The organism is Streptomyces sp. NBC_01241 (genome assembly GCF_041435435.1).
Taxonomy (GTDB): domain Bacteria; phylum Actinomycetota; class Actinomycetes; order Streptomycetales; family Streptomycetaceae; genus Streptomyces.
On record NZ_CP108495.1, the window covers coordinates 58,992 to 84,250 of the forward strand.

Below are 25,259 nucleotides of genomic sequence, written 5' to 3' on the forward strand. Positions count from 1 at the left end.
ACCTGTACGTCCACGCCGGAGGTGCGAACCTCCGCAGGTAGCTTTGGGGATCGAGAGCAAGGAGGGGCACATGACCGACGGGGAAACCGCCCTGAAGTTCCAGATGATCGTCCAGGACGAGGCAGCCCTGGACCGCGACCGCGCTCTGGTCGTCTTCCTCAAGGCCCGGATCGCCGAGCGGGCGAAGGCAGCGGGCGAGGAAGAGGAGCGTCTTCTGGCTGGGGTCCACCGGAGCCTGCTGGAGTTCGAGGAGAAGTTCGAGCACCCGCACCGCGACGACGACCGGCACAGCTTCTTCGCCGGGCAGATGCAGGCTCTCGGCTGGTCACTTCGCTGTATCGCCTTCGCCGCGTTCTCCGGGCACCCGGACTTCCGGCAGGACTTCCGGCCGTGATGCCCCGCCCGGAAGTCGCCCAGCGTCCTGCCGGCGACGTCATGCGGGCGCCGACCCGGGCGGAGGACGCCTTTGCCAAGATCCGCGAGGATCTCGGGCAGGTGGCCCCGCGCGACCCGAAGGACCGCAAACTGGGACCGCGCCGCTACCGCATGGACATCCTGCGCGACATCTGCACGGCCGAGGCGTTCACCACCGTCATGAGCTGGCTCGCGTCCTCCACGATTCCCAGCATCAACACCAAGCGGAACTATGCCGACGACCTGCGGTTCTGGCATGGATTCGCCCAAGAGCTCGGGCACGATCGGTTCTACATCGGGTGCATCACCCGCGGGGACGTGACGACCTGGCGGCTCAGCGAGGAGAAGCGAGAGCGAGCGAACCGCAGCATCGCCCGCCGCCTGTCCGCACTGTCCTCGCTGACGGCGTTCGCCGCCGAGGAGTCGCAGACCTACATCCCCAACCCGGTCACCCGCCACAACCGGCCGAAGATCGACCGGCACGACGAGACCACCGCCACCCCGATGCTGGAGGTCGACGAGTTCGCATCTCTCTTCGATTGGGCGGAGTGCCTGCGCGACGTCGTCGTGACGTCGCTCGTCTACACCTTCGCCGGCCGCGTCAGCGAATGGTGCGAGGCCGACGTCGCCGACTTCCGCGACGGCCGCAAGCCCGTGATCGACCTGACCCGCAAGGGCAACAAGGGCAGGCGGTGGGACGTCCCCCACATGCTCGCCGAGCTCTTGGTCCTCCTCATCGACGGCCGGACCAAGGGGCCGCTGCTCGTCGACTCCGAAGGCCGCCGCCTGGACCGCCACGACGTCGACCGCATCCTCACCCGGCTCGGGAAGCGGGCGGGAGTCCTCACCGGCCGCGACCTGACCCCGCACGTGCTGCGGGTCAGCCGCCTGACCCACATGCATGACGATGCCACGCCGCTGGAGGAGATCCAGGAGTTCGCTGGACACGACGATCCAGCGACGACGCTTTCCTACATCCGCCGCCGTGGCGACCAGGAGCGCCGGGCCCGGCACGCGACCGCCGGTGTCGACAAGATCAGCAAGCAGCTGGGGCGCTGGCTCACCCTCGCGGCCTGATGCTCTGGGGTCGCCTCATGCGCCACACCAGCCTCAGTTTTGGTAAGTAGCGCCATGTAGCGCCGTCTTCTTTCGCCGCCGGCCTTATGGGGGAGCGGGCCGTCCGGCCCTCTCCCGCGAGGCAGGGGAGAAGACGATGGTGGAGAAGAACGAGAACGCCGTGGACGCCGGGGCGGTCGTGGTGGGGCGGGCCCAGCGGCCCGGGACAGAACCGCCCTGCGCGGACGGGGCGGACGTGCAGCGGCGCGGCACGAAGGTGTGCGCCGCGGTGGTGGACGGTGCGGGCCACCACCCGGACGTGGTCAGGTACGCAGCGCTCGCCCCGGCTGTGATCACGCACATCGGGGCGGCGGCGGGCGGCCTGGCCGCGTTGATGACCGCCGGACAGATGGCCACGGCCTACGACCGGCCGCCGCACGCGTCCGCGGTCTACGCCTGCATGGAGCCGGGCGAGGCGGTCAGCGTCCACTGGATCGGGGACTGCCGGGCGTACGGCTGGGACGGGGCCGCGCTCACCCAGTGGTCGACCGACCAGACGATGGGCCAGTGGCTGCGGATCAACGGCGGTTCGGCGGTAGAGCTGGACGCCGAACTGCATGACAACTGGTCCCGGCTCGGGTTGGCGCAGGCGTCCGCGGCGACGTGCCGACAGGTGCAAATCCCCGAGGAGGTGCGCCTGGTCCTGCTGGTGTCGGACGGGGTCTCGGACCAGGTGGACGCGGAGACCTGGACGGCCCTGTGCCGCGCCCACCAGGATGCCCCGCAGGCCCTCGCGGACGCTCTGGTCGCCGCCGCGGAAGAGGACTGCGAGGGGTACCGCGACGACTGCACGGTGATCGTCCTGCTCCGTCCGGCCGCCTGATCGAGCCGCGCCGGACCTTCGTCGTCCGGCGGCCGGGCGGCGGGATGCCTCCGTACGGGGGCCGCCCGTCTGCTCCCGGGGGTGCCCGCCCGCCGGGAGCAGACGGGCATGGTGTTGCCATGAGTGAGACTTCCTTCTCCCGGGAGACGGCGGAAGCCGTCGCCGAGGCGGTACGCCCGTGGCTGGACAAGGACGCCGGAGAGCCGCCGCCGGCCGCCGCTCTCGTCGCCGCGCTGCGGGCGGCCGAGGCCGAACACGGCGGCCGCCAGCGGGATCTGTGGGGCCATGCGGCCGGGAACGCGGCCTGCGCGATGAGCTCCGGGGACGACCGCAGCGCCCGGTGGCTGTGGGCCACGGTCCTCGACTACGCCCGGCTGGCCGCAGCGCCGCAGGGGGCGGTTGTCCCTCGTTCGAGTGGAAGCCTGCACGCCGCTCAGGTCACCCTCGCGTGAAGGTGCCGAGAGAACGGGGCCGCCGAACGCTCAGCGGCAGCCGTAGGAGCGAAGCAGGTCCCGGGATGCGTCGTCGGCCGGGGCCAGGGGGCGCGTGCCTCCGTTGACGGCGTGCTTCAGCTTGAGCGCCGGGTACTTGTACCCCTTCGGGGTGTCCTTCGGGGCCGGCCCGCCCGGCCAGACCTCCATGCGGTCGTCGCCCTTGGCCGCCCAGGTGATGACGCTGGCCCGGTCGTTGCCGTACGGCGTACCGGCCAAGCACTGACCCGGGCCGCCGAGTTCCGCGAGGTACCGGCTCCAGGCGCTCATGATGATGTGCGACGCGATGCTGTTCACGCCCCACACCGCGGCGAACGCCAGGACCAGCGAGATCATGGCGAGCTTCGGGGTCAGTGCGCGCTGCTGGAACTTGAGGAGGCGGAACAGGCCCCACCCGGCGGCGTAGCCGAAGGCGGCCGCGGCGCCCCACAGTGCGCCGGACAGCCACAGGTGATCGAACAGGAGCCGGGAGTGGGCGGTGACGGTGACGGCCGCCGCCGTGCAGCCGACGGCGCAGAGGGACGCGACGAAGGGCAGGCTGCTGTCCGGTGCCGGAGCGCCGAAGCGCGCCCTCACGGCCGGGTGTGTCACGGTCTACCTCCTGCGGCGGGTGTTCGTCCGGCAGCATCGCACGGGGCGCCGACACTCCAGCACCCGTGTCACCGAAAAGTTGACACTGCTAGCCGGTCGCTCTACGCCGCCCGCTTGATGCCCGCCAGGCGGGCCTTCATCTCCTCGCCGACGTCGGCCTCCTTCATCCAGGCCGTCAGGCGGTCGTGGTCTTCCGCCGGCAGCGAGCCCAGCTGAAGACCGGAGTAGAGCAGCCCGCTCATCAGGGTCGCCCGGACCGTCTCCGGTGAACACATCGTCGTCAGGAGCCCCTGAAACATCAGGGCTGTTGCTTCGTCACCGGCGCCGGAGGCATCGACATACGCACGGAACAGCATCGACGCGCGCAGCTGGTCGGCTAGGACTTCCCGGTCCTCGGGGCTCGTCGCCGCCTCGGCCAGTAGGTGGTCCTCGATCTTCTTGGCCTGCTCCAGATCACCGGCCATGAGGGCATCGCGAAACGCCTTCACCTGCCGGGTCTCGAAGATGTCCGGCAACTGCATCGTCACGTGCGATCCCCTCATCGGTCGTCTCCGACGAGGGTAGGACGCAGCACCTCCGCCGGGCCGGGGGATTGACTGGAAGCGGCCTGATCTGGTGTACGGGCGGCGGGGACCACCCGTGAGTGAAGAACGGGCAGACGAGCTGACGCCCGATAGTGCAGAATGGCCAGCCGGCAGAGGGATAATTAACCTGGAATCGTAATCCCGGAGGAGGCCAGAGTGTCCATGAGCACTGACGAGGACCGCTATCCGGCGGTCGAAGAACTGCCCGCGCTGGTCCAGAAGGTGCTGGACGATCCGGACACCACCGACTCCGTCGCGGATCACGTCCGCTGGGTCCACCGCACCATCCGGAAGGCGCTGGAGCGGGAGGACTACAAGGAGCGGTACGGCACGTCACTGCGGGAGCTCCTCGGTCCCGGGGCCACCGCCTTGTGCGAGCTGACCGACGACGGCGAGCTGCGCCTGCGGGGATACAAGAACAACCCCAAGGGCGTGACCACCTCGCAGCGGCGCAGGTCGAGCATCCTGCGCCGGCTGGCCCGCGAGGCCGGTGTCCCCAGCGGCGCCAAGTCCTACCCCAAGCCGCCCCGGAAGCCGACGATGCCCACCTGGGCCCGCAGCCAGCTGCACAACGGGCTGAAGGCGCAGGTCGAAAAGCAGCCCTCCGATCCCGGCCTCGCCCGGATGCTCGTCGTCGTCGGCCTGGTCCTGGACGCCGCCCCCCGCACCGGCGAACTCTGCACCTGCGGCATCGTCGATCTCGCTCCCGATCTGTCCTGGGTGAAGATCATCCGCAACCCGCAGGCGGTCGCCTCGGACCTGCACCTCACCGAGGTCTGGCCGGTCTCGCCCATCACCCAGGCGGCGCTGGAGAACTGGCTGCCGATCAGGGCCCAGCTGATCGCGGGCCTGCAAGGCAGCAAGAACGCCCTGCTCGTCTCGCACGGTCACGGCGCCTACCGGCGCGGCACCCCGCTGGGCAGGAAGGGGCTCATCGAGAGCTACGTCGCTCAGGTCGGGGAACTGAAGGGCGCGGTGACCGGCAGAGGCGGGAAGGGCTGGGAGCTCCCGGAGGGCCTGGAGCAGCTACGGCTCGGGGTACAGGAACAGCGCACCGCCTACACCGCCGAGCAGGCGGCCGGAGCGAAGACCCCGCACTGGGGCCCGGCCGTGGTGCTCAACCCCCTGCTGCCGGAGGACGTCGAGAAGAAGAAGACGGCCGCCGCGATGGCGAAGGTGGTCCAGGCCGTCGACGCTTTCCACGCCGCTCGCGCGTCTGCCGGCGACGAGACCGACCCCAAGGTGCTGCGGGCCCGGCGCACCCTGCGGGAAACGACGCGGGCGGCCTGGGCGCGGACCGACCACACCGCCACCCTCAAACTCCTCCACCAGGCCAAGCTCGCCAACGACGACCTCGCCGCCGCGGGGTACAAGGAACCGCTGCTGAACGCCCTGGAGCGGTCGTAAAAGCGGTCGATCCTGGCGATACGTCTCGCGTAGGGTCCGAATCGATCAAGGTTCGTGATCAAGCACGGGGAGTTGTTGATGAAGATGAAGAGGCTGACCCCGGCGCTCACCGGCGCCGCCGCGGCAGGGCTGCTGATCCTCGCGAGCGGTACCGCATCCGCCACCACGGCGCAGACCAGCGCCACGACGGTGCAGGCGAAGGCCGGATGCGTCCTCAACCCGGCGGTGGCCCACGAGAGCGTCAAGATCCGCAAGACCACCAAGGTCAACGCCACAGCCCTCGGCCTTCTCCCGAAGGGCGCGAAGGCAACGTATGTGACCTGCGGCGTGAAGCTCGCAGACAACTACTCGCTCTGCGGCTGGAAGAACGACAACCGTTGGTCGTACATCACCTACCGGGGCATCAAGGGCTACGTGCCGCTCGCCTGCGTCGTGTAGTCCGGCCTCTCCGCAGCGAGGACTCCAGGGCCGCCACCCGTCAACTTGGGTGGCGGCCCTTCGGTGTGCTCAAGGGTGAACCGGCCCCACCCTGCGGGACGAGGTCCGCCAGGATGTCCGCATGGCCAAGCCCGAGAATCCGTTCAACCTCGCCCTCACCTTCGTCGGCTCGTTCCAGATGGGGCCCGCCGAGCTGATCGAGTCCCTGCCGGTGCGGCAGCTCCTGCAATGGACGTTGACCACGGCGGCGCAGTCGCCGGACGAGGCCGGTGAACTCCTGGCGGCGGTGACCGCCGAGCTGGTGGCCCGTGACGAACTCCAGCTCGCCGCCGTCCTGCTGGCCCAGTTCTTCGCCCATGGCCAGCAGGGCGACGAGGACGGCGAGGCCGCCGCCGCGGCGTACCGCGAGCTCCAGCACGGCAACCACATCCCCGCCCTGCGGGTGGCGCACCTGCTCATCGAGGGGCAGATGCGCGGGGGAGAGACGGAGGCCCGGCGCATCTGGGCGGCCGAGGCCGGGCTGACGCAGGTCGCGTTCGGCGAGTGGAACCCGGTCCCGGCCAACGTGGTCCGGTGGCTGCTCGTCCTGAGCGCCCCGGTCGCCGGGTGCCCGCGCGACCGGATCGGCGCCCTGATCCGGGCACTGGAACTCGTCCCGGCCGCCGCCTGACCGCAGCCCGCCCGCGGCCGGGCAGCTCGGTCAGCGGCGACCCGCCAGGATCAGGGCGCGGGCGTGGCTCTCCACGTACTCCTGCATCCGAGCCCCGTCGAAGCGGAAGGCGTGGGCCAGCGTCACCGAAGCGAACCAGCCGCCGCACAGCAGCAGTTCGACATGGTCCCGCATCGCTGCGCCCGGCCGCGCCCACGCGACCACGAGCGCGGCGGCCCGCTGGTCCCTGGCATCCGGCGCCGCCGGGTCGGCTTCACCGCTGTGGTGCAGCTCCTCGGCGAACACCGCGGCGACGTCGACGACGAGCGAGTCCGCCGGATGCTCGACCGTCAGGCTGACCGGCTGCTCGCGCACCGTACGGGCCTGGATGTCGAGCCAGTCGGTCACCGCCGCCGGATCGCTGTCCTGCGTGATGGACAGGCCGGCGACCGCCGTACGGCCCAGCGCGCACACGATGGGCACGATCTCGGTCCGCAGGTCCGCGCCGCGCGCCCACTTCGACATGTAGAGCAGGCCCTCGCGGACCCCGCCCCGGGCCTGGTCCACGGTCTGCTCCAGGCCCTTCCTCTCCAGCGCTCCGCCCATCAGGGACCGCACCATCGTCAGGGCGGCCACCTGCGGGCCCACGGCCGCGCGGACCGTGCTCCGGCTCATCGCTCGCCCCCGTCCTCGATGACGGCCGGGGTGCCGATCGGCAGGCCCGAACGCTCCGGGTGCCGTTCGGCGGCCAGGTGCGCCCCGTGGTCGTACGCGTTCACGCCGGCGGCGTGCATCCAGTGCATGGCCCGCCGCAGCCAGTCCGCCGCGGTGTAGTCCGGCATCCGGGTCTTCGAGCGGTGCCGCTGCCAGTGCCGTTCACTGCCCAGCTCACGGCGCACCTCCGGGAGCGACTTGCCGTCGAGAGCACCGAGGGCCCTCGCCTGCGCCAGGGCGTCGAAGGCACGAGTGCCGCCCGTCGCCGCAGGCAACGCCGCCCGTGCCCCGGTCATCGCCTGACGCACGCGTGACAGGGCATACGCGAGCTTGGGCACCCGCTCCGGCTCGATGCCCAGCTGCGCGCGCACGGCGGCCGCCGACTCGTTGAAGGCGTCTTCGTCGACGTCGACCAGCAGCCCCTCGTCCACGCGGCGCCTGATCTCGCCCAGGACGTAGGTGCAGGCGCTGGTGAAGGTGTCGGCGAGCTCGTCCAGGCCGTCGACGGCGGCCGCGAGATCGGCCGGAGTGTCGCCGGGCGTCTCCCAGTGCTGGCAGACGTAGCCGTACAGCGCCCGCTCCGCCGTCCACACGGCGGCCGCCGGGGTGTCCGCGACCGCGGGGAGCGCCCGCTGTACCGACCTGCCCGAGGCCCGCGCACTGTAGCGCTTCTCCGGCACCGGCCCGAGCAGCTGCGCCGCGATCGGGTCCGCCGCACTCTCCGCCTCCCGCTCCTCGCCGGGCGGCGGCATCGTGCCGCCCGGCAGCGCGCACCACCCGCCCGGCGGGTAGAGCACCGCTTCGGCCCGACGCTGTTCCTCGGACGCCGCGATGATCTCCGGCAGGACCGAGACCGCGCCGGAGGCGTGGGCGGTGTGGCTGCTCCACTCCCGCAACTCGTACAGCAGCCGCGACGCCGTGCTGAGCGTCTGGTCCACCGGGTTGTCCGGGGCCTGGCCGGGCTTCGGCCACTCGGGGACCAGGCCGTCCCCGTACGTCTGCACCAGGTTCCGGAACTGGGACAGGTGCAGGTGCGCCGCGTTGATCTGGCGCGCCATCATCACCGCGACCGTGGACGGCACTTCGGCGGGCCGGTGCTTCGAGGCCCTGGGCATGTCGGGCCCGTCGCCCTCGGGGCCGGTGCCGCGCGGGGTGGAGCCGGGGCGGGTGTCGACCTCCAGGTAGTTGCGGCCGCCGCTGTAAGGGTCGGGGTCCGTCACGGTGAAGTGCTCCGCGAGGGCGTCGAGCAGGGCCTGCGTCGCTGCGTCGTCGCCGGTGATCCGTACGCGGGCGACCCCGGGCAGGGTCTTGCGGCCGCTCATGACAGCGTCCCGCGGACCGCGACCAGACCGCCCAGTACGTGGCCAGCCTCGGCGGCCCGGCTCACCGCTGCCAGCCAGTCGTCGCCCTGCCGGTCGCCCACGGTGCCAGCGGGCACGACCAGGAACAGCGCCTTTCGCTGGCGGGCCGCCTGCCGCCAGTTGCCCGGGGTCGCGTATCCGCCTTCCTGCCGGTACCAGGCTCCGCCGCCCGCGCGCATCACCGAGACCATCCGGCCGCGCTCGCACCGCAGGTGCCATCCGTCCAGCTCCGGGAAGGGCTTGCCCCCGCCCAGGTCGACGGGCTTGAACCCCTCGGACAGGCGGGCCGCCAGGTAGCCCTCGATCCCGTACTCGTCGGGCTCGCCCGGCTCGACGAGGACCAGGGGCACCATCCCGCCGCCCGGCTGCCGGGCGACGCTGAAGTGGGTGTAGTCGGCGTTCCGCGGGCCCGGCACGGTCGACTTCTCGGGCTGGCGGTCCTCGGGGGCCACGTACAGGCCGCGGCGCTGGCGCTCCGCCATCAGCTCCGGCCACGGCCAGATGCGGGTACGGCCGCAGCCGGGATGCGTCCACACCGGTTGCACCGTGTCGAGCTGGCGGCCGTCGACGGCCAGGGTCCGGGTGCTCACTCCAACGTGGACCTCCGGCTCCGCCGTCACGTCGATCGGCTCGTCACACAGGAAGCACACCACCGGGTCGCCCGAGACGGCGGACTTCTCCGCGTGCTCGACCAGACCCTGCATCTCCTCCACGCTCAGCAGCTGGTCGATGCCCGCGCTCATCAGGTAGGCGGTCCCGCTCACTGCGGAGTAGCGGCGTGTGTCCCTCTCCTCCTCGCCCGCCTCCTGGTCCGGGGCGCCGGCCTCGGCGGCCGGAGCGGTCCCGGCGGCCGCCGCCCACAGGTCGAGCGTGTCCTCCAGGAGCGCCTCCAGGTCCTCCTGGCTCAGCTCCTCGACCGCGGCGAGGACCGCCGGGCCGTAGCCGGGGCGCCCGGTGTCATGGGCCACGGCGTGGAACCGACGGGTGGCCGGGGAGCACGTGGCGCCGGGGGAGGGGAGCAACGAGTAGACGGTGCCGGCGAGGCTGGCAACGACGAGCCGGTCACCGGCGAGGACCTTGTCCGCGAGGCTGGCCTGGCACGGTCGGCACTTCTCCACGCAGGCCCCGATCAGCGCGGAAGCCGTCTGCATGTCGGCCTGCCGGTCGGTACCGAAGCCGGAGCCGTCGACCAGACCGATCTCGGGGCCCTGGTGGCGGTGGGCGGTGCCCGACTGGGCGGAGGTGTACGAGGCGCCGCTGGCGGCCTTCTTGGCCTTGACCCGCTCCCGCTCCGCGTGGCTCTTGCGGCGGCGGTTCTTCTTCTCGCTCTTCGACACAGCTGACTCTTCTCGGCGCGGCACGGTCCCATGACCCGGCGCGCACGAGATCAGCGCACGACGGAGGAGGTCGTCGAAGACGACGATGAGGAACTCGTGCGCTGGCGCGCTGCCATGTTCGGCAAGCTGACCAGGCCCGGAGGGCCCTGGCACCTTTGCCCGTGATGCCGTCTGGTCATGGGCCGGACGGCGGGCTTGGGCCTACGCGATGCCCGCACCCAGGATACTCGTCCGGCGCAGCCGGAAGGGGTGAACTGGCAGTCCCGGACGGGTGAATCCAGGCCAGGCGAGCCGTGCCCATCCCGTGTCGACCGCCGTTGTACGCGGCGGCGCGGTCACCTGTCGCGCCACCGCGTGCGGCGCCGCGTCAGGTGGCCGCATGGTCGAACCGGAAGGCCCCGATGACCGAGCAGACCCCCTCAGCCGACGGCGTTCTCGCCATCAGCGCAGCCCTCATGACGGCGTGGCAGCATCTCGCGCCAGAGCACCAGGCCCTGGCCAAGGAGGAGAAGGAGACCACCGCCCGGGAACGCCAGGGCACCCTGCGGCGCATGAGGGAGAACCTTCAGGACGCCAACAATCAAATGGTGTTCGTCCTGGACCACCTGGCCACGGTCCACGGAATGCGCGCCTTGGGGCTCCACGGCCAGCACAGCCAGGACCGCAGCGGTAACGACTACTCGCCTCTCCTCCCCGTCGGAGACCCCGACGAGAAGCTCTGTGAGGCGGCGACCATCCTTGGCGTCGCCATCGGCAACCTGGACAAGGCGTATGTGCCGACGCAGAAGTACCCCGCTCTCGCGAGGTGCCGGTGCCCGCAGTCGATGCGGCAGCTCTTCGCCGGCCTGCGCGACGCCGTCACGGCCATGTGCGCGGAACTCATGACCCGAGACCTGGCTGACGGCGCCCCCGAACTGGAGCCGTGGAAGGGCTTCCTGGACGAGCTGGAGGCCCGGGTGTGCCCCATCCTCACCCTGCCCGACCAAGCGGCTTGGCCCCTCTCCAAGCACGTGGCGGTGGCCCCCGAGCTGCGCGGCAAGCTACTGAGTGCCGGGTGCGGAAGTGCCGAGCGCGAGGTCGCGCTGTGGCTCATGTTCCAGCCGGACGACCGGCAGCAGCCACCGGGCGAGATCGCCGCCCAGCTCGACCTTGAGCCCAGTCAGGTCGAGGAGGCGCTGGAGAAGCTGAAGGCGGTCGGTCTGCTGCGGGACGACGGGACGCTCCTCGGGGTCCACCGCGGCTCGGTCCCGGCCTGACGGCCACCTGTCACCGTTTCGTTGACAGCCGGGCGTCGTCCGCCGCGAGGCGGACCGCGGACAACTCGTCGAGCAGATCGCGCACGGCGTCACGCGCCAGGGCCGCCTCGTCGGCCCGAGGGCCGGACGGTTCCAGGCCCTGCCGACCGGACGGCGCGATCCGCCAATGCAGCATCTCCAGGCACTCGACCCTCTGCACACCGCCGGTGGCCTTGGACAGCTGGTCCAGGTAGACGGAGGCCGCGGCGTCCTCCGCCAGCTCCGGCCATGCGCCGGCGACATCGACCAGGCCGCCACCGACGGTCTCGATGCGGGCCTCGTACTTGCGGCACCACGCCTCCACCGTCCGCCGCCGTGCGCGGTCGCGCCGCTGGGCGCGGACATCGCGGTCGCTGCGGTGGGACTCGGCCGCCCGCTCCAGGCGGGTCGCCTTGGCCTCGGCGGCCTGCCGGTTCGCCATGCCGAGCGCGTCCGCGATCTTCTGCCACGACGCCGAACGGCTGCGGGCCGCACGGATCAGGTCGCGCTCCAGGGCGTCCAGGTTGGCCCGCGCCTCTTCCATCTGGGTCAGGGCGGCCAGGACGTCCTCCGCCGGGACCTCTGGCGTCTCCTCGCCGCCGCCCGCGTAGTGGCCGAGCGCCTGGGCCCGGACCTCCTGCATGAGCTTGAGCGGGTCGAGGTAGTTGCGGTTCTGGCCGTAGCGCTCGCGCAGCAGCTCCTCGGCCGCTTCCTGCATCCGTTGCTGCTTCGCGTGGTCGATCGCCATGGGACCACCCTTCCACACGGAAGGCGGTTGTCACCAAAAAGTTGACACTCGCTCAAGCGTCAGTGGCCGTACGTCGAACGGCACAGATCGACGATGTTCTGCCCGACCCCGTTGCGCGCCGCGGACCGGCACAGCGTCCGCATGTCGTAGGCCGGGGCGGTGTCCGGGCGGGCGCGCTGCGGCGCCTTGCGGGGCGGAGCAGCAGCAGGACGGCGGGGCGCGGCCGGAGCGGGCCGTGCCACCCGGGGCCGCTGCGGCACCACCGTTTCAGGGCGGGCGGTCCGGCGGACCGGGCGGTGCACCTGGGCCGCCGGCGCCTGCCTCGCGCGCTCGCGCGGCGGGGTGGACGCGCGCCGCTTGCCGTCGTCCGTGCGCACCAGCTCCTCGCGGGCGGGTGCCTGGCTCGGGGACGGGGCGGAAGAGGGGGTGTACGCCGCGGCGGCGGGGGCCGGGGCCGCCGGGGGGGCGGCCGGGCGGTCGGCGGCCGGGACGCTCACGCAGGCCGAAGCGGTGAGCAGGACGAGGGGGACGAGCAGGGCGGCGAGGCGAGGCATGTGATCACCGTGGCGCAGGCGTCGGCCGCCACCGCGTCCGACGCGGGCAGAGCCACCAGGACGGGTGACCGCCACGGCGTCGGCCGCATGTCACCGGAAAGTTGACACGGGACCGCAGCCCGCCGGAACCATCCGACGCCCAAGATCGCAAAAACGTGTGTTAGGAAGCATCGCCGCAGCTCACCGGCCTGTCTCCGATCTCCGCAGCGGGCCGGATTCCGGTAACTCACCGTGGTCACAGGCCGGAGAAGCCGAGGTGGGCCCGGTTACGGAGAGTGCTAACGCACGGTTTGGCAATCTTGGTCGCCGGAGGCCCGTGGGACCGACGGCCGGCACGAGGAGGCCCCATCCGCCCCGCGAGGCCACACGAGCCCCTCAGAGCGTCCAGCGGGCCGTGCGGCGCGGAATCGGGCCCGGAGGCGCTGTGCGCGCGGGAGAGGGTGAACCAGGGCCGTTCCTGGGGGGTTTGAGGCCCGATGATGCGTCACCACCTGCACCGATACGGCGCCTTGCTTCTTCTGTCGCCGCGCGAAGCGCGTCCTTTCATCTGTTCATCCCCCCACGGTCCGCAGACTGCAACGGCGGGTCAGGGGAGCACGGACGAGAAGCAGCGCGGAGGGGTGGGGCGGGGCCTGCTCAGCCCGGGACGGGCCGCAGGGAAGGGCTGGACCCCGGCCACGGCCCCGCCCCGGCCCTCCGCCCCTCTTTCGCGCGCCCTTGGGCGCGCACTCTCAAGACAGGGGGATAATTAACCTCCGGCGCCTTTACAGGCTGAGCGGTGGCCCGCTCCGCTCACAGGTGCGGCGCCGTGGGCATGGGCTGAGCCCGTGCCCATCGGTGCCCTGCCCTCCACTCAGGCCGCAGACGCCGCTACTACGTCGCGGGGGCTCGTCGCGGCACGTCAGCCCGGGTGTCCCGAGGGGGAGTGGGCCCAGCAGGGCCCACTGACCCGAGGGAGGAGGATCGGGCGCGGAGGTCAATTATCCCCAGTCCGGTTATACGGGGTTCCGGGAGCTTCCCCGAGGACGTACGCCGAAGGCCCGCCTCCCGGAGGGGTGGGAGACGGGCCTTCGGGGAGCGGGCCGCAGCGAGAGCGCGGCCGCGGGGCGAGCTAGTCGAAGTCGCTGAGCCGGTGGGGCACGAACGGGATGCGAACCGGAGCGGGTACGGGCCGCCGGCCCTGGCGGACCAGTTCCGTCAGGAACTCGTCGGTGGTCAGGCCCCGGCGTGATGCCTCGGTCTTCACGGCCACCACGGCCTGGTCCGCGCGGTCACGCTGAAGCAGCTCCCACGCCTCGTCACGGACGACGAACGGCTCCGGCTCTGCCGGAGAGGACGGGTGTTCCACGGGGTTCCCTTCGGTCGGGCTTCTACAGGGTAGGGGCGCGGCCAGCCCGGGGCCGTTGGCTTGAGCCAACACCTCCGGGCCGACGGCTCGGGGCCCGTTGGCTGCAACCAACGGGCCCCGACGGGTCGAGCTCAGGCGACGACTGCAACCTGCTCGCCGGCCGCGTAATCGACGGTGTCGCCAGAGGAGTAGGTGACGCGGACTCCGCCGCCCGGCATGTCCGTGACCGCGTCCACGAGGTAGGGCAGCTCGTCGGCGCTGATCACGACTCGGTCGTTGCGCGTCAGGGAGTCTGCGGCGATCGGCTCAGTTCGAGGGCAAGGGGCGGCAGGCATCTGGGTGTTCACGTTCATCTGCATCGCATCTCTCCTGCGGTGGGCTTCGAGTGAATGCCGGTCGAGGCGCCAACCCCTCCCAACATCGAGAACATTACCAGCTTTATCGGAGGGATGGAAGAGGGTCCGTGCTCGGGCGGCATACAGAGGGGCCCGCGCCCCCAGGATCGGAAGCGCGGGCCTTCAGTGCTGCGAGCAGCAAGTCACTCGTCGCCGGAACCTCGCATCGGCAGGTGACTGACGGTGGCCAGCGGCTGCTCGACCTGGTCGTCACCGGCCGCCGCCAACTCCAGCACCCTGTCGCCGGCGCGGTAGAAGGGGACCGCGCCGACACGGAAGGCCATGGCCAACCAGCCGTTAGCCACCAGTCGACCGATGCTCTTCGAGACGCTCCCCTGGCTGATCTTCACGGTCCCGGCCACCGTCTTGGCGGTCTCTCGGACGGTCTCACCGAGCGGGACGGCCGTCACGTAGTAGCTCAGCACGCGGTAGTCCGCGCCGGGGAGCTCGGCCGTCTCCTCCAGGAGCTTGCGCATCAGGTCGGCCGAGAACGGCAGCTCACGCGGCCGCATCGCGGGAGAGGTCACGATGCCTCCTTCTTCTTCTGGGCCGAAGTGGCCGGAGCAGGTACCACCGGGAGGCGCGCATCCTTGACGGCCTCCACCTGGTTCACCGCCGACCCATCGAAGCCAGCCCGCGGATTGACCCGGTAGAACGTCATGCGGCCGATCTTCTCCGCTTCGAGGAGAAGCCCACCCGCGTGCAACGTACCCAGGAGCGTCGAGATCGTAGCCGGACGTCCTCCCAGAATCTCACCGATCTCCTTGTAAGTCAGCCTCAGCGGCTGAGCACCATCCGGCGAATGGGCGAGGTAGAAGAAGAACAGATCCCTGTGCTTCGCCGTATACCCGCTGTCCTTGGCGTAGAGCTTCGCCAGAAACACCTTCGGGACATTGACGTGTCGCCCGGGGTGCGGAGTCCAGTCGTAGCGGACTCTCGCGCGCTGGATCGTCTCGTCCTCGAAGAACTGCATCTGCACGAGCTCGCCGGTCTCGGTGTTCACGGCCTTGCCGCGCCGAACCGGACTGGTCCCTGCCATACCCCTCCTCACCTCGGACGATTGCCTATACGCAACCGAAGAGGCACACCGTACCCACTCAGGTTGCCTATAGGCAAGCACATTGGAACGGGCGAGTCGTGTCGGCGTGGCGGGGCCGTCGACAGGGTCGAGCGGGGCCGTGTTGCCTATAGGCAACTGCAAGCGCCAAAACTGTAATTTGAGTGGCAGTTCGGAGCTACTCGCCAAGCCTGTGACCAGGGGAAACGATCTTCGCCTCTAACTACGTAGTAGAGGCCGGTGGCGACCTGCGGCGGGGAAGGCGCCTGCGGCGCGTTCGCCGCGCACCGGTCGACGGCCATCTTCCCGTGGTCAGGGGTCGAGGTGGGGGAGGCGGCTCCGCGGCGCAACAACAGCATCCCCGGTCTCTCCTTGCCAGCCGCTTTTCCCTCCCCCGGCCCCGGGCCGGCCCGCACCTTCTCCACCGGCTCCAGCTCCTCCTGGCCCTCCTCGACCTCAGCCCCTCGCCCCGGCCACGACGGTGCCGGCGGACAACGACGACGCGGAGGAATCGCCCCGGCCCACCACTCAGTCCCGCCACTGATTCCAGGGGCAACTGCCCAGGGAGGGCCCCCTGGGGCCCGAGTGGTGCGTGACGCGGAGCGCAGCGGAGTGTCGCGCAGGGCAGGCGGCAGTGGCTGGTCCAGCGCAGCCGAAAGGCGCTGGTGGGGGGTCTGGGGGGAGGCGCCCCCCAGGGGTGGGCGGTCCAGCGCGCCCTAGGCGCTGGCGAGGGGTCTGGGGGCGAGGAGCCACCAGGTACCCGGCCGAAGGACGGGTGCACCACAGGCCGGGCCGAGGCCGCTGGTCGTGACAAGCCGTTCTGCTGCTGCGGATGTCGGTGGAGGAAAAGCGGCTGGCTACGGAAGGGGGTGGCAACGGTCGGACTTCGGCTTACGGATCTAGGTGGGGTGCTTCCGGTGCTGATTCGACGAGGGACTTCTTGAGGCTGCTTGCGCCGTTGATCGCGGCGGAGCCGCCTGCCGGCCCAGGCCCGTACGGAGGGGCGGGCGTCCGACGGGCCCGGCCGGGGAAACGCGCCGTAGGCGCTGTGGTGCGTGCGGACATGGATCGGCCCCCGGTAGGGACTCCCCCCGGGGGCCGATCCATGCGTGCTGTCAGCCGACGTGCGCGGGCTGCCTCTTCACCGCCTCAATGCGGCACCGGGCGCACAGGCCGTCGGTGCCGACCGCGGGCTTGTCCCACGGGCAGCCGGTGTTCTCGTGACCGGGGCAGTGGTCGCCGCCCCAGGGCTGAGCGGGGATGCTGGCGACCGGGCCGGGGTCGGGGCGGTCGGTCTCCGCAGCCAGAGCCACGTTCTCCTCGGCGGCGGCCTGCTCACGAAGCCTGCTCTGCTCGCGGGCGAGGTTGTCCGCCGTGAGCCGGATCGTGAGCGCCTGCCCGAGCAGGTCGGCGCCCCGTGCCGCCACCGACATCCGGGCCCGCTCGATCTCCTCGGTCACGTGCGCACGGAACGCGGCGGCCGCCTGGTGGTCACCGCCGGTCCGCGCCAGGTGTTCGGCCACGGCCTGGTCGACGAAGGCGGCCGCGTCCCGCTTCGAGGAGGCGATTGCTCCGGCGCAGTCTCCGCACGGCTGGCCGGCGGTGCCCCGGTCCTCCTTGCAGTACGGGCAGGCCCGGCGGCGGAACTCGGCTTCCTTCTCCGCAGTCCGAGCCTTGCGAGCCCGCTCCTTGTCGGCGCGGCGGTCCTTCTCCCGCTCCAGGCAGCTACGGCAGGGGTTGCCGTCGTCGAGCTCGCCGTCCTCGCAGCGCGGTTCGGGGCACGGGCCCGGCTGGAGCATGGCCACGGCCGCGCCCACCGGGCTGGTCAGGGTTCCCTCGGCGTGATGCTTGGTGTAGCCGTGCGTTACCCAGCGGCGGGCGACTCGGTCCCCGAGCAGCTTCGCCTGGGCGAGGCCGCCCCCGGCCAGCTGCTTCTCGATGGCCTGGACCACGGTCTTCGGCCGGTCGGAGCGGACCTTGCGGACCAGGGCCTCCCGGAGAGCGTCCGGGAAGCCTTCGAGGACGCGCTGCACCTCGGCCGTCACCAGCACTTCCCTGCCAGATCGAGCCGACGTCCGGTTCGGCGCTCCTGCGCCGTCAGCCGCGGCGGAGCCGCTCGACGTCCCGCGCGCGCTACTACCTGTAGGGGCCTGACGGCCGTTACCAGCGTTTCGCGCCGAAGGCGCCATGGGGAGGTTTGAGTGGGGAGGTTCAACAGGGGAGGTTTGGGGGTCTGTCAATCCCCCCTGCTGGGACTGAGAGTCCCCCCTGGCGGGACTCTCAGTCCCCCCTGATGCGGGAGCGGCACCCTGGTTCTCCAGGGGGGACTCCTTGTCCCCCCTGGAGGCGGCAGAGCCCTGCTTGGCGCGGGGTTTCCCCTTGTCAGAGCGCTGTACGCGGGTGGGCGCGGGCACGATGTCGGGACGGTTTTCCGGGGTGAGGAGTCCCCGGCCGCGCCGCCGGCGGGTCTCGTTGATGTCGTCGACGTCCGGGAACCAGCTGTACGGGATGAGCAGGTCGTAGACCTTCGGCCGGTAGCGCTTCTCGATGTACTGCGCGGCCCGCTGGTCGCCCATGCCGATCAGCTTGCGGTCGGCCAGCTTGCCCAGCTTTCGCTGGACGGTCTTCTCGTCGCAGAGCGCATCCTTCGCCAGGGTGGCCTTGGACGGGAACGCGTCGCATCCGTCCTCGTCGGCCCGCTCGGCGAGGGAGATCAGGATCAGCTTCTCGGTCGTGTCGGCGACGGGGGCGGCCTTCATCGCCCAGAGCATCGGGGTGAGGCTCATCGGCCCTCACCGAGGACTGTGGAGATGGAACTGCTGTGGGGCGGGTAGATGGACAGGTGGTGCTGGAATGGCACGAGTGCTTCCCTTTAAGAACGATTCGGGGAGCCTCATTGGCCAGATCGAGGGCAAGCCGTGTGATCAATGTGCTGATGACGCGGTGCCGCCCTTATCCTGGCGCTGCTGTTCGTGTTGGCACACGGCAGCGAGGCCCCACCTATGGGTGTGGGTTGGCGCCCCCTCGGGGGCATTGACTCTGGGCGAGTCGAAACTTGATGGCCGTTCCGCTTCGGCGGGGCGGCCATCAGACTTTCAGCGTGGTGGAGCTGGGGAACACGAGCGGCGTGCGCCGACTGATCGTTTCTGGCCGTTCGGCGCGGCACTGCCCGAAGGCTGCTGCGGCGATATCGCCTGAACCCGTACGCTCATCGAAAGCGCACCTCCCCCGTGACTAAGGTGCGGCCGCTCTCCGGGTCTCGACCCCCGGCGGCGGACCGACAGGCCCCCGAGGGGGCCTGTTGCGTTTGGGAGGATTTCCCCTCCCTGATCGTCTATCCGACCACACGCACCGTAACGGGTGGGTCGCCGGGGGGACGAAGTCATTTGTCCTCGGGCGTAGTTGCGGAATCGGCCGGTTCGGTCAGGGCGGGGCCCACCCCGCGGACGCGGCCCGCCTTCCGCTGGAAGAGGGCGCCGGACTGGCGGCCGTCCGCCGGGACCGTACGGATCAGGTCGAAGTCGCGTGCGCGGTAGTAGTCGAGGAGCCCCTGGTTCGTTCGCCAGGCGTCGAGGCGCAGCCACTTCTTCCCGCCGGCCTCGGCCCGGGTGCTCGCCCAGTCGAGCAGGGCACTGCCCAGTTCCTCGCCGCTGGCGTCCCGCCGGACGACCATCCGGTGCACGTACAGCGCATCCTCGGCGGCCTCGTCCTCGTTCCAGAAATCTGGATCGGCGTGGGTGTCGAGAGTGATCGTGGCGACCGCTATGCCCTGGTCGTGGACCAGGAAGCACTCTCCGGCGGCGATGTTCTCGCGGATGCGGTCGGTGCGCGGCTCGTACTGCCACTGATCGATGCCCCGCTCCCGCAGCCAGTCCCCGGCCTGCTTCCACAGGGCCGTGACGGTCTCCAGGTCCTCCGGAGCGGCCGGGGCGATGGTCAGTTCGCTGCCCAGGCGCGGCCGTTCGTCCTCCAGCACCATCTTGATGCGGTCCCCGGGCAGGCAGTTGATGACGCACCTGACCGGCTGCCCGGCGGCGGTGTAGCCGGTGACGACTTCTTCGGCGATCGGTGTGCCGGGCGGGATGCCCAGGCGGGCGGTCTGGGCCGGGTCCGGCATCGTCCACTCGTACTCGCGCACCGTGCGCACCTGCTGGTAGCCGAGTTCGGCCAGGACGACGTTCGCACCCCGCGCGATGTCGGCCGGGTTCATGATCTCGTCGCTGTCCTTGACGAGCGCGCGGGGAAAGTAGCTGTCGTTCGAGAGGTAGGGCTCGCCGTCCAGGAACCGGACGCGGCGGCGGACGGCGGTCAGCTCGCCCTCCTCCAGGCGGAGCCGTTCACGCACGATGGGCGGCGCCGGCACCACCGAGACCTCGATCGTCTGGGACGCCTCGCGCCCCAGCTCCGTCATCTCGGTGAGGAAGCTGTCCATCTCGGGGCTGAGGGGGCGCTTCCTGAACTCCTGCTGCGGCCTGTAGATCATCGGGCGCCTGACCCGTACGAAGTGCCCCCGCGGGCGGTCCGCGTAGATGAGGCCCTCCTGGATCAGCAGGTCCAGGCCCTTGCGGACGGTGACTCGCGTGGTCGCGTGCTTCTCCGCGAGCGAGGTCTCTGTGGGGAGGGGGCCGGAGGCGAACTCACCTGCGCTGATGCGTTGGCGCAGGTCATTCGCGATCCGCACATAAAGCGCGGGCGGCTTCTGACTAGGTGACATGGCATTAGTTCTACCTGCGGTTTCGCTCATTGTCTACTCAATGTGCGGCGCGTCTACTTTGCTCTTGACTCCTGGCGATCAAAGGGGCAGGATTCATCTCGGCAACGCATTGTCTACACAATGTTCGTCGCCAACAAGGGGTATGCAATGAGCCCCTGAGCTGGACAAACGGAAGGCCCGCTGTGCCGGGGCGGACCTTCCGCAGCAGGACCCCGCGGGGATGGCTCCCCGCCCGGCACGACCTCTCGAAACCCGACAACGAAGGGCACGAACCGTGACCACCACCGAAACCGCCGCCCGGCCCCCGTTCGGGGCCGCGCTGCACGCGCTGTCCACCCTGACCGGACAGCCGGAACGCTTCTTCCTCGGCCGCCCGGCCGACTCCGCCCGCACCCGGGGCGCCCGCATCGAGTTCGTCGCCATGCTGCTGCTGGACCTGGACGACCACGACGCCCTCACCGCCCGCCGCCGCACCACCGCCCCCCGCCCGGCGCTGCTCGCCGTCGTCGACGAGCTGGAGCACGCCGAGAACGTCACCGCCGGCCTCGGCCTGGATGACGAGATCGCCCGGGGGTGGGCCGCGTGAAGCTCGACGCCCGCACCATCGAGGCGATCAACGCCTGCATCCGCCTGTTCCTCGGGCGCGTGGACCAGCTCCACACCGGCCTGTTCTTCCTGGTCATCCCCCTGTTCGTCATCGTCGTCGGCGCGGCCGCGCTCGCCGTCGTCGTCATCGCGGCCGCCGTCTTCCTGGTCGCCGGTGCACTCGGCGTGATCCTCATGGCCCGCCGCGGGATCAACGCCGCCGCCGCACGCAGCGCGGCCGCTCGGGCGGTGACGACATGAGGAACCGCTGCACCCTCCCGCTGACCCGCGCGGCCCTGGACGCCCACCGCCTGGCCGACCGCGACGAGGCGCACGAGCTGGGCCGCTGCACCCAGGTCTACGCCACCCAGAACCCGCCGAAGCCCCCCGTACGAGCCGCCGCCCCCCGCGCTCAGGAGATCACCGCCCGATGACCATCACCGAACCCCGCACCGAGACCGACACCAACCCCCTGATGACCCGCACCGACCGCCGCACGGTCGGGAAGGCCGCCGCCAAGGAGGCCGGAGCCCGCGCCAAGCAGGCCGAGGTCGCGGCCGAGAAGGACGAGAAGCTCGCCGGGCTCGACGTCGAGGACAAGAGCCTGGACATCGAGGAGAAGCGGCAGAAGGTCGAGCGCCGCCGCCGCCAGCTCGCCCGCGAGGAGAAGGCCCGGGTCCGCAAGGAGGCCGTGCAGAAGTGGAAGGGCCGCGGCAAGGCCCTGGTGCACGCCCTCCCCGTGATCGTCGCGGTCTCCGCCGTCGCCGCGCTGATCGTGGCGTCCGTCTGGATCGCATGGCCGGCACAGGCCGAGGCGATGCGCGAGGACCTGGGCGCACGGTCCTGGGTCGTCCCCGGCGTGGTCGAGGGACTGACCTGGACCTCCGCGTCCCTGACCATCCTGGCCGTCCGCCGCAAGGCACCGGCGGGCCGCTACCGGGCGATGACCGTCATCAGCGCGCTGATCGCGGCCAGCCTCAACCTCTTCCACTCGCCCAGCGCTTCGGCCGGACAGGTCAACGCGCTCGCCTCGCTCGCCGGTGTGCTCGCCTTCGAGCTGGTGGTCGGTCTGCTCCAGCACACCCAGAGCGGCCGGACGGCCGCCGAGGTGCGCGAGCAGCTCGCCCGGTGGATCGCGCACCCGCTGGTGTCGCTGACCGCCTGGCGTATCCGGGCCCCGTACCGCAAGACGATCACGGTCCAGAAGGCATGGGATCAAGCGTGGGAGTCGCACCACGGCGGCCAGCCGGGCACGACGGCCGCACGGGTACGCCGCCAGCGCCGGGCCGAGGCCCGCATGGAGCGGGCGCGTTCCAAGGCGGGCCGCCGACGGGTGCGCGAGCTGAAGCGTTCCCTGGAGGCGACCGCCACCGAGGCCGCCATCGCGGAGAGTTCCGCCGAGCTCGCCCAGGCCCGTGCGGACGAGATGCGGGCCCGTGCCGAGGAGTTCCGGAGCAGGGCCATCAAGGAGGAGGAGAAGGCCCAGGCGCGGCTCAGTTCCCAGAAGTACCGGGGGCTGCCGTGGATCGGGGGCCAGTGGGTTCCCGTGCTCTCCCCACAGACCCGTTCCGAGGGCGACGCAGAGCGTTCCGAGGACCCGAAAATCCAGTTCCCGTCTGGGGAGTCGGCCCCTCGGACCCCCGCACGGAACGGTGCGGAACAGGGTGAGCGGAACGCCCCCGCAGGAACCCGGAACGCGCCGAAGTCGGCCGGCGGGAACGACTCGAAGGCCGGAACGGAACGCGACCTGAGCGAGCACCTGGACAAGGCGTTCCCGGTCGCCCGGGAACTGGCGTACGAGGCTGCGGCCGACCGGCGCAAGCGGACCGGGAACGGCTTCTTCTCCCCGTACACCCTCGCCAGCCGGATCGGTGTCCGCCGCCAGGACGGGCCCGCGCTGCTGGCTCTGCTGGAGGCGCGGCCCGGGTTCGCCGAGGCGATGGCCGAGGAGATCGAGAAGGCCCGCGCGGCCCAGCAGGACACCGACCGGAACGAGAAGGAACTGGAGCCCACCGCATGAGCGGAACGACCCCGCGCAACCTGCCGCCGCTGCTGATCCTCGCCGCCCCCGCCGGGATCACGACGCTGTGGGTCCTGCCCGTGAACTACGGGCGGACCTGGCAGGAGTCCGGCATCGCAGCCGCGGTCGTCTTCGTCGTGGTCCTGCTGCTGTCCAAGCTGCCGGGCTGGTTCGCCAGCGGCGCCAAGAAGGCGGCGAGCAAGGCGAAGAAGAAGGTCAGCAAGAAGAAGGACACCGAGAAGTAGCCCCGCCCCATTCACCCCCGAGCACGCCGCGGGGCCCGGCCGGAGAAGTTGACGCGACCCGGCCGGGCCCCCGTCCCCCACAGAGAGGAACACCGCCCATCATGACCCAGACCACCGACCACTCCGCGCCGAGCGGACAGGTCCTTGACCTCACGAAGCGACTGCCGCCCGAGGCCCGCGACCACCTGGAGCAGGCCGCCCGCAACGAGGCCCGTACGAGCGCCGCCGGCCTGGCCGACGCCAGCACCGGCACCGTCAAGCTGTCCTCCGAGGTCGACGGCGAGCCCTTCGTCGTCGAGCAGCTGGACGACGAGCGCCGCCGGGGCCTGAAGGTGCTGATCCCCGCCTCGCTCACCAACCCCGACGTGTGGCGCCACCGCGGCGAGGTCCTCGCGCACGCAACCGGGTACCACGCCGCGCACAGCCCGGTGTACGTGTGGCGGATCGTCAAGCTCTCGTCCATCGGCCTGTACGCCGAGCTGGGGGCGGCGTGGGGCTACCTGCTGGCCACCGAGTACGGCGCCGACATCGATGAGGCCAAGCGCGAGGCGAAGAGGAAGGGCTTCGCCGACAACGGCGACGTCGCCCAGCTCCGCGCCGAGCGCAAGCAGGTCGGCAAGGCCCGCCGCCGCGAGAACCTGACCATCCTGTCCGCGACCGGCTTCACCTCCTACACCGCCGCCGTCGTCGGCATCGCCCAGGTGTGGGGCCTGGCCATGGCCTTCCCCGCCCTGATCCCGGTCATCGGCGTCATGTACGCGTGCGGCGCACGCGAGCTCCGCCGCCGTGGCGACGACTACGTGGTCTTCGAGCCGGCCGCGCTCGACGAGGACGCCCCGCTGACCGATGCGCAGATCAACCGGGCGCTGAGGATCGCGGTCCCGGCGTTCAAGGAGGACGACGAGATCCAGCTGGTCGGCCTCATCCAGCGGGCCGACATCAACGCCGCGCAGTGCGTGTTCAAGCTGCCCGCCCACGTGACCGTCTCCAAGCTCATCGAGAAGCGCGAGGAGATCGCCGGAGCGCTCCAGGTCGATGAGAACTGGCTCGACATCAAGCAGGACGGACACCCGACCCGGTGCTCCTTCTGGATTGCGACCTCCGACCCGTTCGACAAGGTGCGCCGCTCCCCACTGCTGGGCCAGACCACCCCGCTGGACCTGTGGAACGACGGCGCGCCGATCGCCTACAACAAGCGCGGGGAGACCCGGCGCCTGACGATCCGCGACATCATGCTGCTGATCGGCGGGGCGACCCGGACCGGTAAGGGCATGGCCTTGAGGAACCTGATCTGCGCGCTGGCCCTGGACCCCCGGATCAACGTGCGCATCGTCGACGGGAAGCCCACCGGCGAGCACCTCGTCTACGCGCCGATCGCCGCGACGATGTTCGGCCGCGAGCGCAACCGGCTCGATTTCCTCCTGGACGCCTACGAGGCGGAAATCGAAAGGCGCGAGGACCTGCTGGCCTCGCTCGGCGAATCGAAGATGACGGCGAAGCTGCTCAAGCAGCTGAGCATCGAAATCCTCATCATCGACGAATTGGCGACGTACACCCGCAAGAACGTGCCGGGCTCGGCAGCACGTATGGCACGGCTGGAATTCCTTTCCAGCGTCGGCGCGGGCCTGGGCGTTCTCCTGGTACTGGCGACCCAGCACCCCGAGGTCGAGGTCATCACCGCGGGCCTGCGCGGCAACATGACCGGCCGGTGGGCCCAGCGGACCGCCGACGCCGACGGCACGAACGCGATCCTCGGAAAGGGCGCCACCGGCCGGGGGATGCGGGCCCACGACATCCCCCGCGACAAGCGGGGCCTGGGCTGGCTGGACATGGACGGCATCGCCGAGGAGCTCGCCCGCTCCTTCCTCATCGACGAGGAGAACGCGGGGGAAGCGTCGGAGATCATCGCCCGCGGCGTCGAGCTGCGGCGGGCCGCCGGACGACTGCCGGGACAGTGGGACGACCCGATCGAGGCGTACCTGGTCCAGATGACCGGACTGTCCTCCGTAGCCGGCGGCCCCGGCGGACGGGGCAAGCCCGGACGCCCCGGACAGGCCGCCGCCAACGCGACCGTGCTCGACGTCCTGGTCGACGCGTTCAAGGACGACGCCGACCGTCTGCCGCTCGTGGACGTGCGGGCCGTGTTCGCCGCCTGGAACCCCCGCGAGTGGGCCCAGGCGTCGGACGAGGACGACGCCACGTACGAGGGCCGGTTCGGCAAGGCGCTCGGCGCGCTGATCGACGAGCAGCTGGAGGGCACCGGCGTGGAGCTGGAGCCCAAGCGGTGGCGCGCGGGCGAGGGACGGGTCCGCGGCTACCTCCTGGCGGACGTCGAGGCAGCCGTGGAGGCTGCCCGGAAGATCCGCAATTGACCCCTAGGCCAGGCCCTAGGCC

Annotated in this window: 27 protein-coding genes; 14 read left to right on the plus strand and 13 right to left on the minus strand. The window is 71.1% G+C overall.

The window, feature by feature from the left end; genetic code table 11:
* Nucleotides 1-70 precede the first annotated feature (70 nt).
* The 4 genes from OG306_RS40490 (at nt 71) to OG306_RS40505 (ending at nt 2,805) form a co-directional block, all read left to right on the plus strand.
* Nucleotides 71-394, plus strand: a complete 324-nt coding sequence (locus OG306_RS40490) for a hypothetical protein (RefSeq protein WP_371666331.1) — start codon at nt 71-73, stop codon at nt 392-394.
* Entirely contained in the window at nt 394-1,491 is a 1,098-nt protein-coding gene (locus tag OG306_RS40495; RefSeq protein ID WP_331720863.1) for a tyrosine-type recombinase/integrase, read from the plus strand. The genes OG306_RS40490 and OG306_RS40495 overlap by 1 nt, the downstream gene beginning before the upstream one ends.
* Before the next feature lie 136 nt (nt 1,492-1,627).
* Complete coding sequence (locus tag OG306_RS40500; RefSeq protein ID WP_331720864.1) at nt 1,628-2,353, plus strand: SpoIIE family protein phosphatase; 726 nt, start codon at nt 1,628-1,630, stop codon at nt 2,351-2,353.
* A 119-nt stretch (nt 2,354-2,472) separates the two neighbouring features.
* A complete protein-coding gene (locus OG306_RS40505; protein ID WP_331720865.1) occupies nt 2,473-2,805 on the plus strand; it encodes a hypothetical protein in 333 nt (110 codons plus the stop codon).
* 30 nt (nt 2,806-2,835) lie between these two features.
* On the opposite strand, the gene OG306_RS40510 is transcribed toward OG306_RS40505, so the two are convergent.
* Nucleotides 2,836-3,435 carry a hypothetical protein gene (locus OG306_RS40510; protein ID WP_371666332.1) on the minus strand — a complete coding sequence of 200 codons (600 nt, stop codon included), beginning with the start codon at nt 3,433-3,435 and terminating at the stop codon, nt 2,836-2,838.
* Between the two features lie 101 nt (nt 3,436-3,536).
* Entirely contained in the window at nt 3,537-3,962 is a 426-nt protein-coding gene (locus tag OG306_RS40515) for a hypothetical protein (RefSeq protein ID WP_371666333.1), read from the minus strand.
* Nucleotides 3,963-4,181: 219 nt separating this feature from the next.
* Here OG306_RS40515 and OG306_RS40520 point away from each other — a divergent pair, with 219 nt between their 5' ends.
* The 3 genes from OG306_RS40520 to OG306_RS40530 all read left to right on the plus strand — a co-directional run bounded on the left by OG306_RS40520 (nt 4,182) and on the right by OG306_RS40530 (nt 6,534).
* The gene (locus OG306_RS40520; protein WP_331720868.1) at nt 4,182-5,426 is read left to right on the plus strand and encodes a hypothetical protein; all 1,245 of its coding nucleotides are present in this window, start codon (nt 4,182-4,184) and stop codon (nt 5,424-5,426) included.
* A gap of 78 nt (nt 5,427-5,504) precedes the next feature.
* Entirely contained in the window at nt 5,505-5,864 is a 360-nt protein-coding gene (locus OG306_RS40525; protein WP_371666334.1) for a hypothetical protein, read from the plus strand.
* A 121-nt stretch (nt 5,865-5,985) separates the two neighbouring features.
* A complete protein-coding gene (locus tag OG306_RS40530; protein ID WP_331720870.1) occupies nt 5,986-6,534 on the plus strand; it encodes a hypothetical protein in 549 nt (182 codons plus the stop codon).
* A 30-nt stretch (nt 6,535-6,564) separates the two neighbouring features.
* On the opposite strand, the gene OG306_RS40535 is transcribed toward OG306_RS40530, so the two are convergent.
* The 3 genes from OG306_RS40535 to OG306_RS40545 are packed head-to-tail and all read right to left on the minus strand — an operon-like array spanning nt 6,565 to nt 9,925.
* Nucleotides 6,565-7,188: a hypothetical protein gene (locus OG306_RS40535; RefSeq protein ID WP_331720871.1), complete on the minus strand. Its 624-nt coding sequence runs from the start codon at nt 7,186-7,188 to the stop codon at nt 6,565-6,567.
* Nucleotides 7,185-8,549 (minus strand): hypothetical protein, encoded by a 1,365-nt coding sequence (locus OG306_RS40540; RefSeq protein WP_331720872.1) that lies wholly within the window; start codon nt 8,547-8,549, stop codon nt 7,185-7,187. The genes OG306_RS40535 and OG306_RS40540 overlap by 4 nt, the downstream gene beginning before the upstream one ends.
* Complete coding sequence (locus OG306_RS40545; RefSeq protein ID WP_331720873.1) at nt 8,546-9,925, minus strand: hypothetical protein; 1,380 nt, start codon at nt 9,923-9,925, stop codon at nt 8,546-8,548. Before OG306_RS40545 ends, OG306_RS40540 begins: the two co-directional genes overlap by 4 nt.
* A gap of 401 nt (nt 9,926-10,326) precedes the next feature.
* Between OG306_RS40545 and OG306_RS40550 the strand changes: the two genes are divergently transcribed.
* Nucleotides 10,327-11,181 (plus strand): hypothetical protein, encoded by an 855-nt coding sequence (locus OG306_RS40550; protein WP_331720874.1) that lies wholly within the window; start codon nt 10,327-10,329, stop codon nt 11,179-11,181.
* Nucleotides 11,182-11,191: 10 nt separating this feature from the next.
* On the opposite strand, the gene OG306_RS40555 is transcribed toward OG306_RS40550, so the two are convergent.
* The 8 genes from OG306_RS40555 to OG306_RS40590 all read right to left on the minus strand — a co-directional run bounded on the left by OG306_RS40555 (nt 11,192) and on the right by OG306_RS40590 (nt 20,015).
* A complete protein-coding gene (locus tag OG306_RS40555; protein ID WP_331720875.1) occupies nt 11,192-11,947 on the minus strand; it encodes a hypothetical protein in 756 nt (251 codons plus the stop codon).
* 59 nt (nt 11,948-12,006) lie between these two features.
* Nucleotides 12,007-12,501 (minus strand): hypothetical protein, encoded by a 495-nt coding sequence (locus OG306_RS40560; protein WP_331720876.1) that lies wholly within the window; start codon nt 12,499-12,501, stop codon nt 12,007-12,009.
* Between the two features lie 1,111 nt (nt 12,502-13,612).
* Nucleotides 13,613-13,849: a hypothetical protein gene (locus OG306_RS40565; RefSeq protein WP_331720877.1), complete on the minus strand. Its 237-nt coding sequence runs from the start codon at nt 13,847-13,849 to the stop codon at nt 13,613-13,615.
* Nucleotides 13,850-13,980: 131 nt separating this feature from the next.
* Entirely contained in the window at nt 13,981-14,208 is a 228-nt protein-coding gene (locus tag OG306_RS40570; protein ID WP_331720878.1) for a hypothetical protein, read from the minus strand.
* Nucleotides 14,209-14,387: 179 nt separating this feature from the next.
* Nucleotides 14,388-14,771, minus strand: coding sequence for a hypothetical protein (locus OG306_RS40575; RefSeq protein ID WP_360113431.1), 384 nt, complete (start codon nt 14,769-14,771; stop codon nt 14,388-14,390).
* Complete coding sequence (locus OG306_RS40580) at nt 14,768-15,247, minus strand: helix-turn-helix domain-containing protein (RefSeq protein ID WP_432762256.1); 480 nt, start codon at nt 15,245-15,247, stop codon at nt 14,768-14,770. Before OG306_RS40580 ends, OG306_RS40575 begins: the two co-directional genes overlap by 4 nt.
* Nucleotides 15,248-16,416: 1,169 nt before the next feature.
* Nucleotides 16,417-18,087 carry a helix-turn-helix domain-containing protein gene (locus OG306_RS40585; protein WP_331720881.1) on the minus strand — a complete coding sequence of 557 codons (1,671 nt, stop codon included), beginning with the start codon at nt 18,085-18,087 and terminating at the stop codon, nt 16,417-16,419.
* Nucleotides 18,088-18,683: 596 nt separating this feature from the next.
* Nucleotides 18,684-20,015 (minus strand): GNAT family N-acetyltransferase, encoded by a 1,332-nt coding sequence (locus OG306_RS40590; protein ID WP_331720882.1) that lies wholly within the window; start codon nt 20,013-20,015, stop codon nt 18,684-18,686.
* Nucleotides 20,016-20,289: 274 nt separating this feature from the next.
* On the opposite strand from OG306_RS40590, the gene OG306_RS40595 reads away from it, so the two are divergent.
* From OG306_RS40595 to OG306_RS40620, 6 genes are all read left to right on the plus strand, one after another.
* Entirely contained in the window at nt 20,290-20,601 is a 312-nt protein-coding gene (locus OG306_RS40595) for a hypothetical protein (protein WP_331720883.1), read from the plus strand.
* Entirely contained in the window at nt 20,598-20,861 is a 264-nt protein-coding gene (locus tag OG306_RS40600; protein ID WP_371666335.1) for a hypothetical protein, read from the plus strand. Before OG306_RS40595 ends, OG306_RS40600 begins: the two co-directional genes overlap by 4 nt.
* On the plus strand, nt 20,858-21,034 hold the full coding sequence (locus tag OG306_RS40605; protein ID WP_329021061.1) for a hypothetical protein: 177 nt from the start codon (nt 20,858-20,860) through the stop codon (nt 21,032-21,034). Before OG306_RS40600 ends, OG306_RS40605 begins: the two co-directional genes overlap by 4 nt.
* The gene (locus OG306_RS40610) at nt 21,031-22,620 is read left to right on the plus strand and encodes a DUF2637 domain-containing protein (protein ID WP_331720885.1); all 1,590 of its coding nucleotides are present in this window, start codon (nt 21,031-21,033) and stop codon (nt 22,618-22,620) included. Before OG306_RS40605 ends, OG306_RS40610 begins: the two co-directional genes overlap by 4 nt.
* A complete protein-coding gene (locus OG306_RS40615) occupies nt 22,617-22,865 on the plus strand; it encodes a hypothetical protein (protein ID WP_331720886.1) in 249 nt (82 codons plus the stop codon). The genes OG306_RS40610 and OG306_RS40615 overlap by 4 nt, the downstream gene beginning before the upstream one ends.
* Nucleotides 22,866-22,966: 101 nt before the next feature.
* A complete protein-coding gene (locus tag OG306_RS40620) occupies nt 22,967-25,237 on the plus strand; it encodes a hypothetical protein (protein WP_331720887.1) in 2,271 nt (756 codons plus the stop codon).
* Nucleotides 25,238-25,259 lie beyond the last annotated feature (22 nt).

What these genes read in the sequence shown, in the direction of transcription:
- OG306_RS40540 (WP_331720872.1), bottom strand. Translation starts at nt 8,549, where the DNA reads ATGAGCGGCCGCAAGACCCTGCCCGGGGTCGCCCGCGTACGGATCACC.
- OG306_RS40610 (WP_331720885.1), top strand. Translation starts at nt 21,031, where the DNA reads ATGACCATCACCGAACCCCGCACCGAGACCGACACCAACCCCCTGATG.
- OG306_RS40555 (WP_331720875.1), bottom strand. Translation starts at nt 11,947, where the DNA reads ATGGCGATCGACCACGCGAAGCAGCAACGGATGCAGGAAGCGGCCGAG.
- OG306_RS40490 (WP_371666331.1), top strand. Translation starts at nt 71, where the DNA reads ATGACCGACGGGGAAACCGCCCTGAAGTTCCAGATGATCGTCCAGGAC.
- OG306_RS40620 (WP_331720887.1), top strand. Translation starts at nt 22,967, where the DNA reads ATGACCCAGACCACCGACCACTCCGCGCCGAGCGGACAGGTCCTTGAC.
- OG306_RS40535 (WP_331720871.1), bottom strand. Translation starts at nt 7,188, where the DNA reads ATGAGCCGGAGCACGGTCCGCGCGGCCGTGGGCCCGCAGGTGGCCGCC.
- OG306_RS40560 (WP_331720876.1), bottom strand. Translation starts at nt 12,501, where the DNA reads ATGCCTCGCCTCGCCGCCCTGCTCGTCCCCCTCGTCCTGCTCACCGCT.
- OG306_RS40590 (WP_331720882.1), bottom strand. Translation starts at nt 20,015, where the DNA reads ATGTCACCTAGTCAGAAGCCGCCCGCGCTTTATGTGCGGATCGCGAAT.
- OG306_RS40495 (WP_331720863.1), top strand. Translation starts at nt 394, where the DNA reads ATGCCCCGCCCGGAAGTCGCCCAGCGTCCTGCCGGCGACGTCATGCGG.
- OG306_RS40585 (WP_331720881.1), bottom strand. Translation starts at nt 18,087, where the DNA reads ATGAGCCTCACCCCGATGCTCTGGGCGATGAAGGCCGCCCCCGTCGCC.
- OG306_RS40500 (WP_331720864.1), top strand. Translation starts at nt 1,628, where the DNA reads ATGGTGGAGAAGAACGAGAACGCCGTGGACGCCGGGGCGGTCGTGGTG.
- OG306_RS40550 (WP_331720874.1), top strand. Translation starts at nt 10,327, where the DNA reads ATGACCGAGCAGACCCCCTCAGCCGACGGCGTTCTCGCCATCAGCGCA.
- OG306_RS40525 (WP_371666334.1), top strand. Translation starts at nt 5,505, where the DNA reads ATGAAGATGAAGAGGCTGACCCCGGCGCTCACCGGCGCCGCCGCGGCA.
- OG306_RS40615 (WP_331720886.1), top strand. Translation starts at nt 22,617, where the DNA reads ATGAGCGGAACGACCCCGCGCAACCTGCCGCCGCTGCTGATCCTCGCC.
- OG306_RS40530 (WP_331720870.1), top strand. Translation starts at nt 5,986, where the DNA reads ATGGCCAAGCCCGAGAATCCGTTCAACCTCGCCCTCACCTTCGTCGGC.
- OG306_RS40605 (WP_329021061.1), top strand. Translation starts at nt 20,858, where the DNA reads ATGAGGAACCGCTGCACCCTCCCGCTGACCCGCGCGGCCCTGGACGCC.
- OG306_RS40570 (WP_331720878.1), bottom strand. Translation starts at nt 14,208, where the DNA reads ATGCAGATGAACGTGAACACCCAGATGCCTGCCGCCCCTTGCCCTCGA.
- OG306_RS40520 (WP_331720868.1), top strand. Translation starts at nt 4,182, where the DNA reads ATGAGCACTGACGAGGACCGCTATCCGGCGGTCGAAGAACTGCCCGCG.
- OG306_RS40505 (WP_331720865.1), top strand. Translation starts at nt 2,473, where the DNA reads ATGAGTGAGACTTCCTTCTCCCGGGAGACGGCGGAAGCCGTCGCCGAG.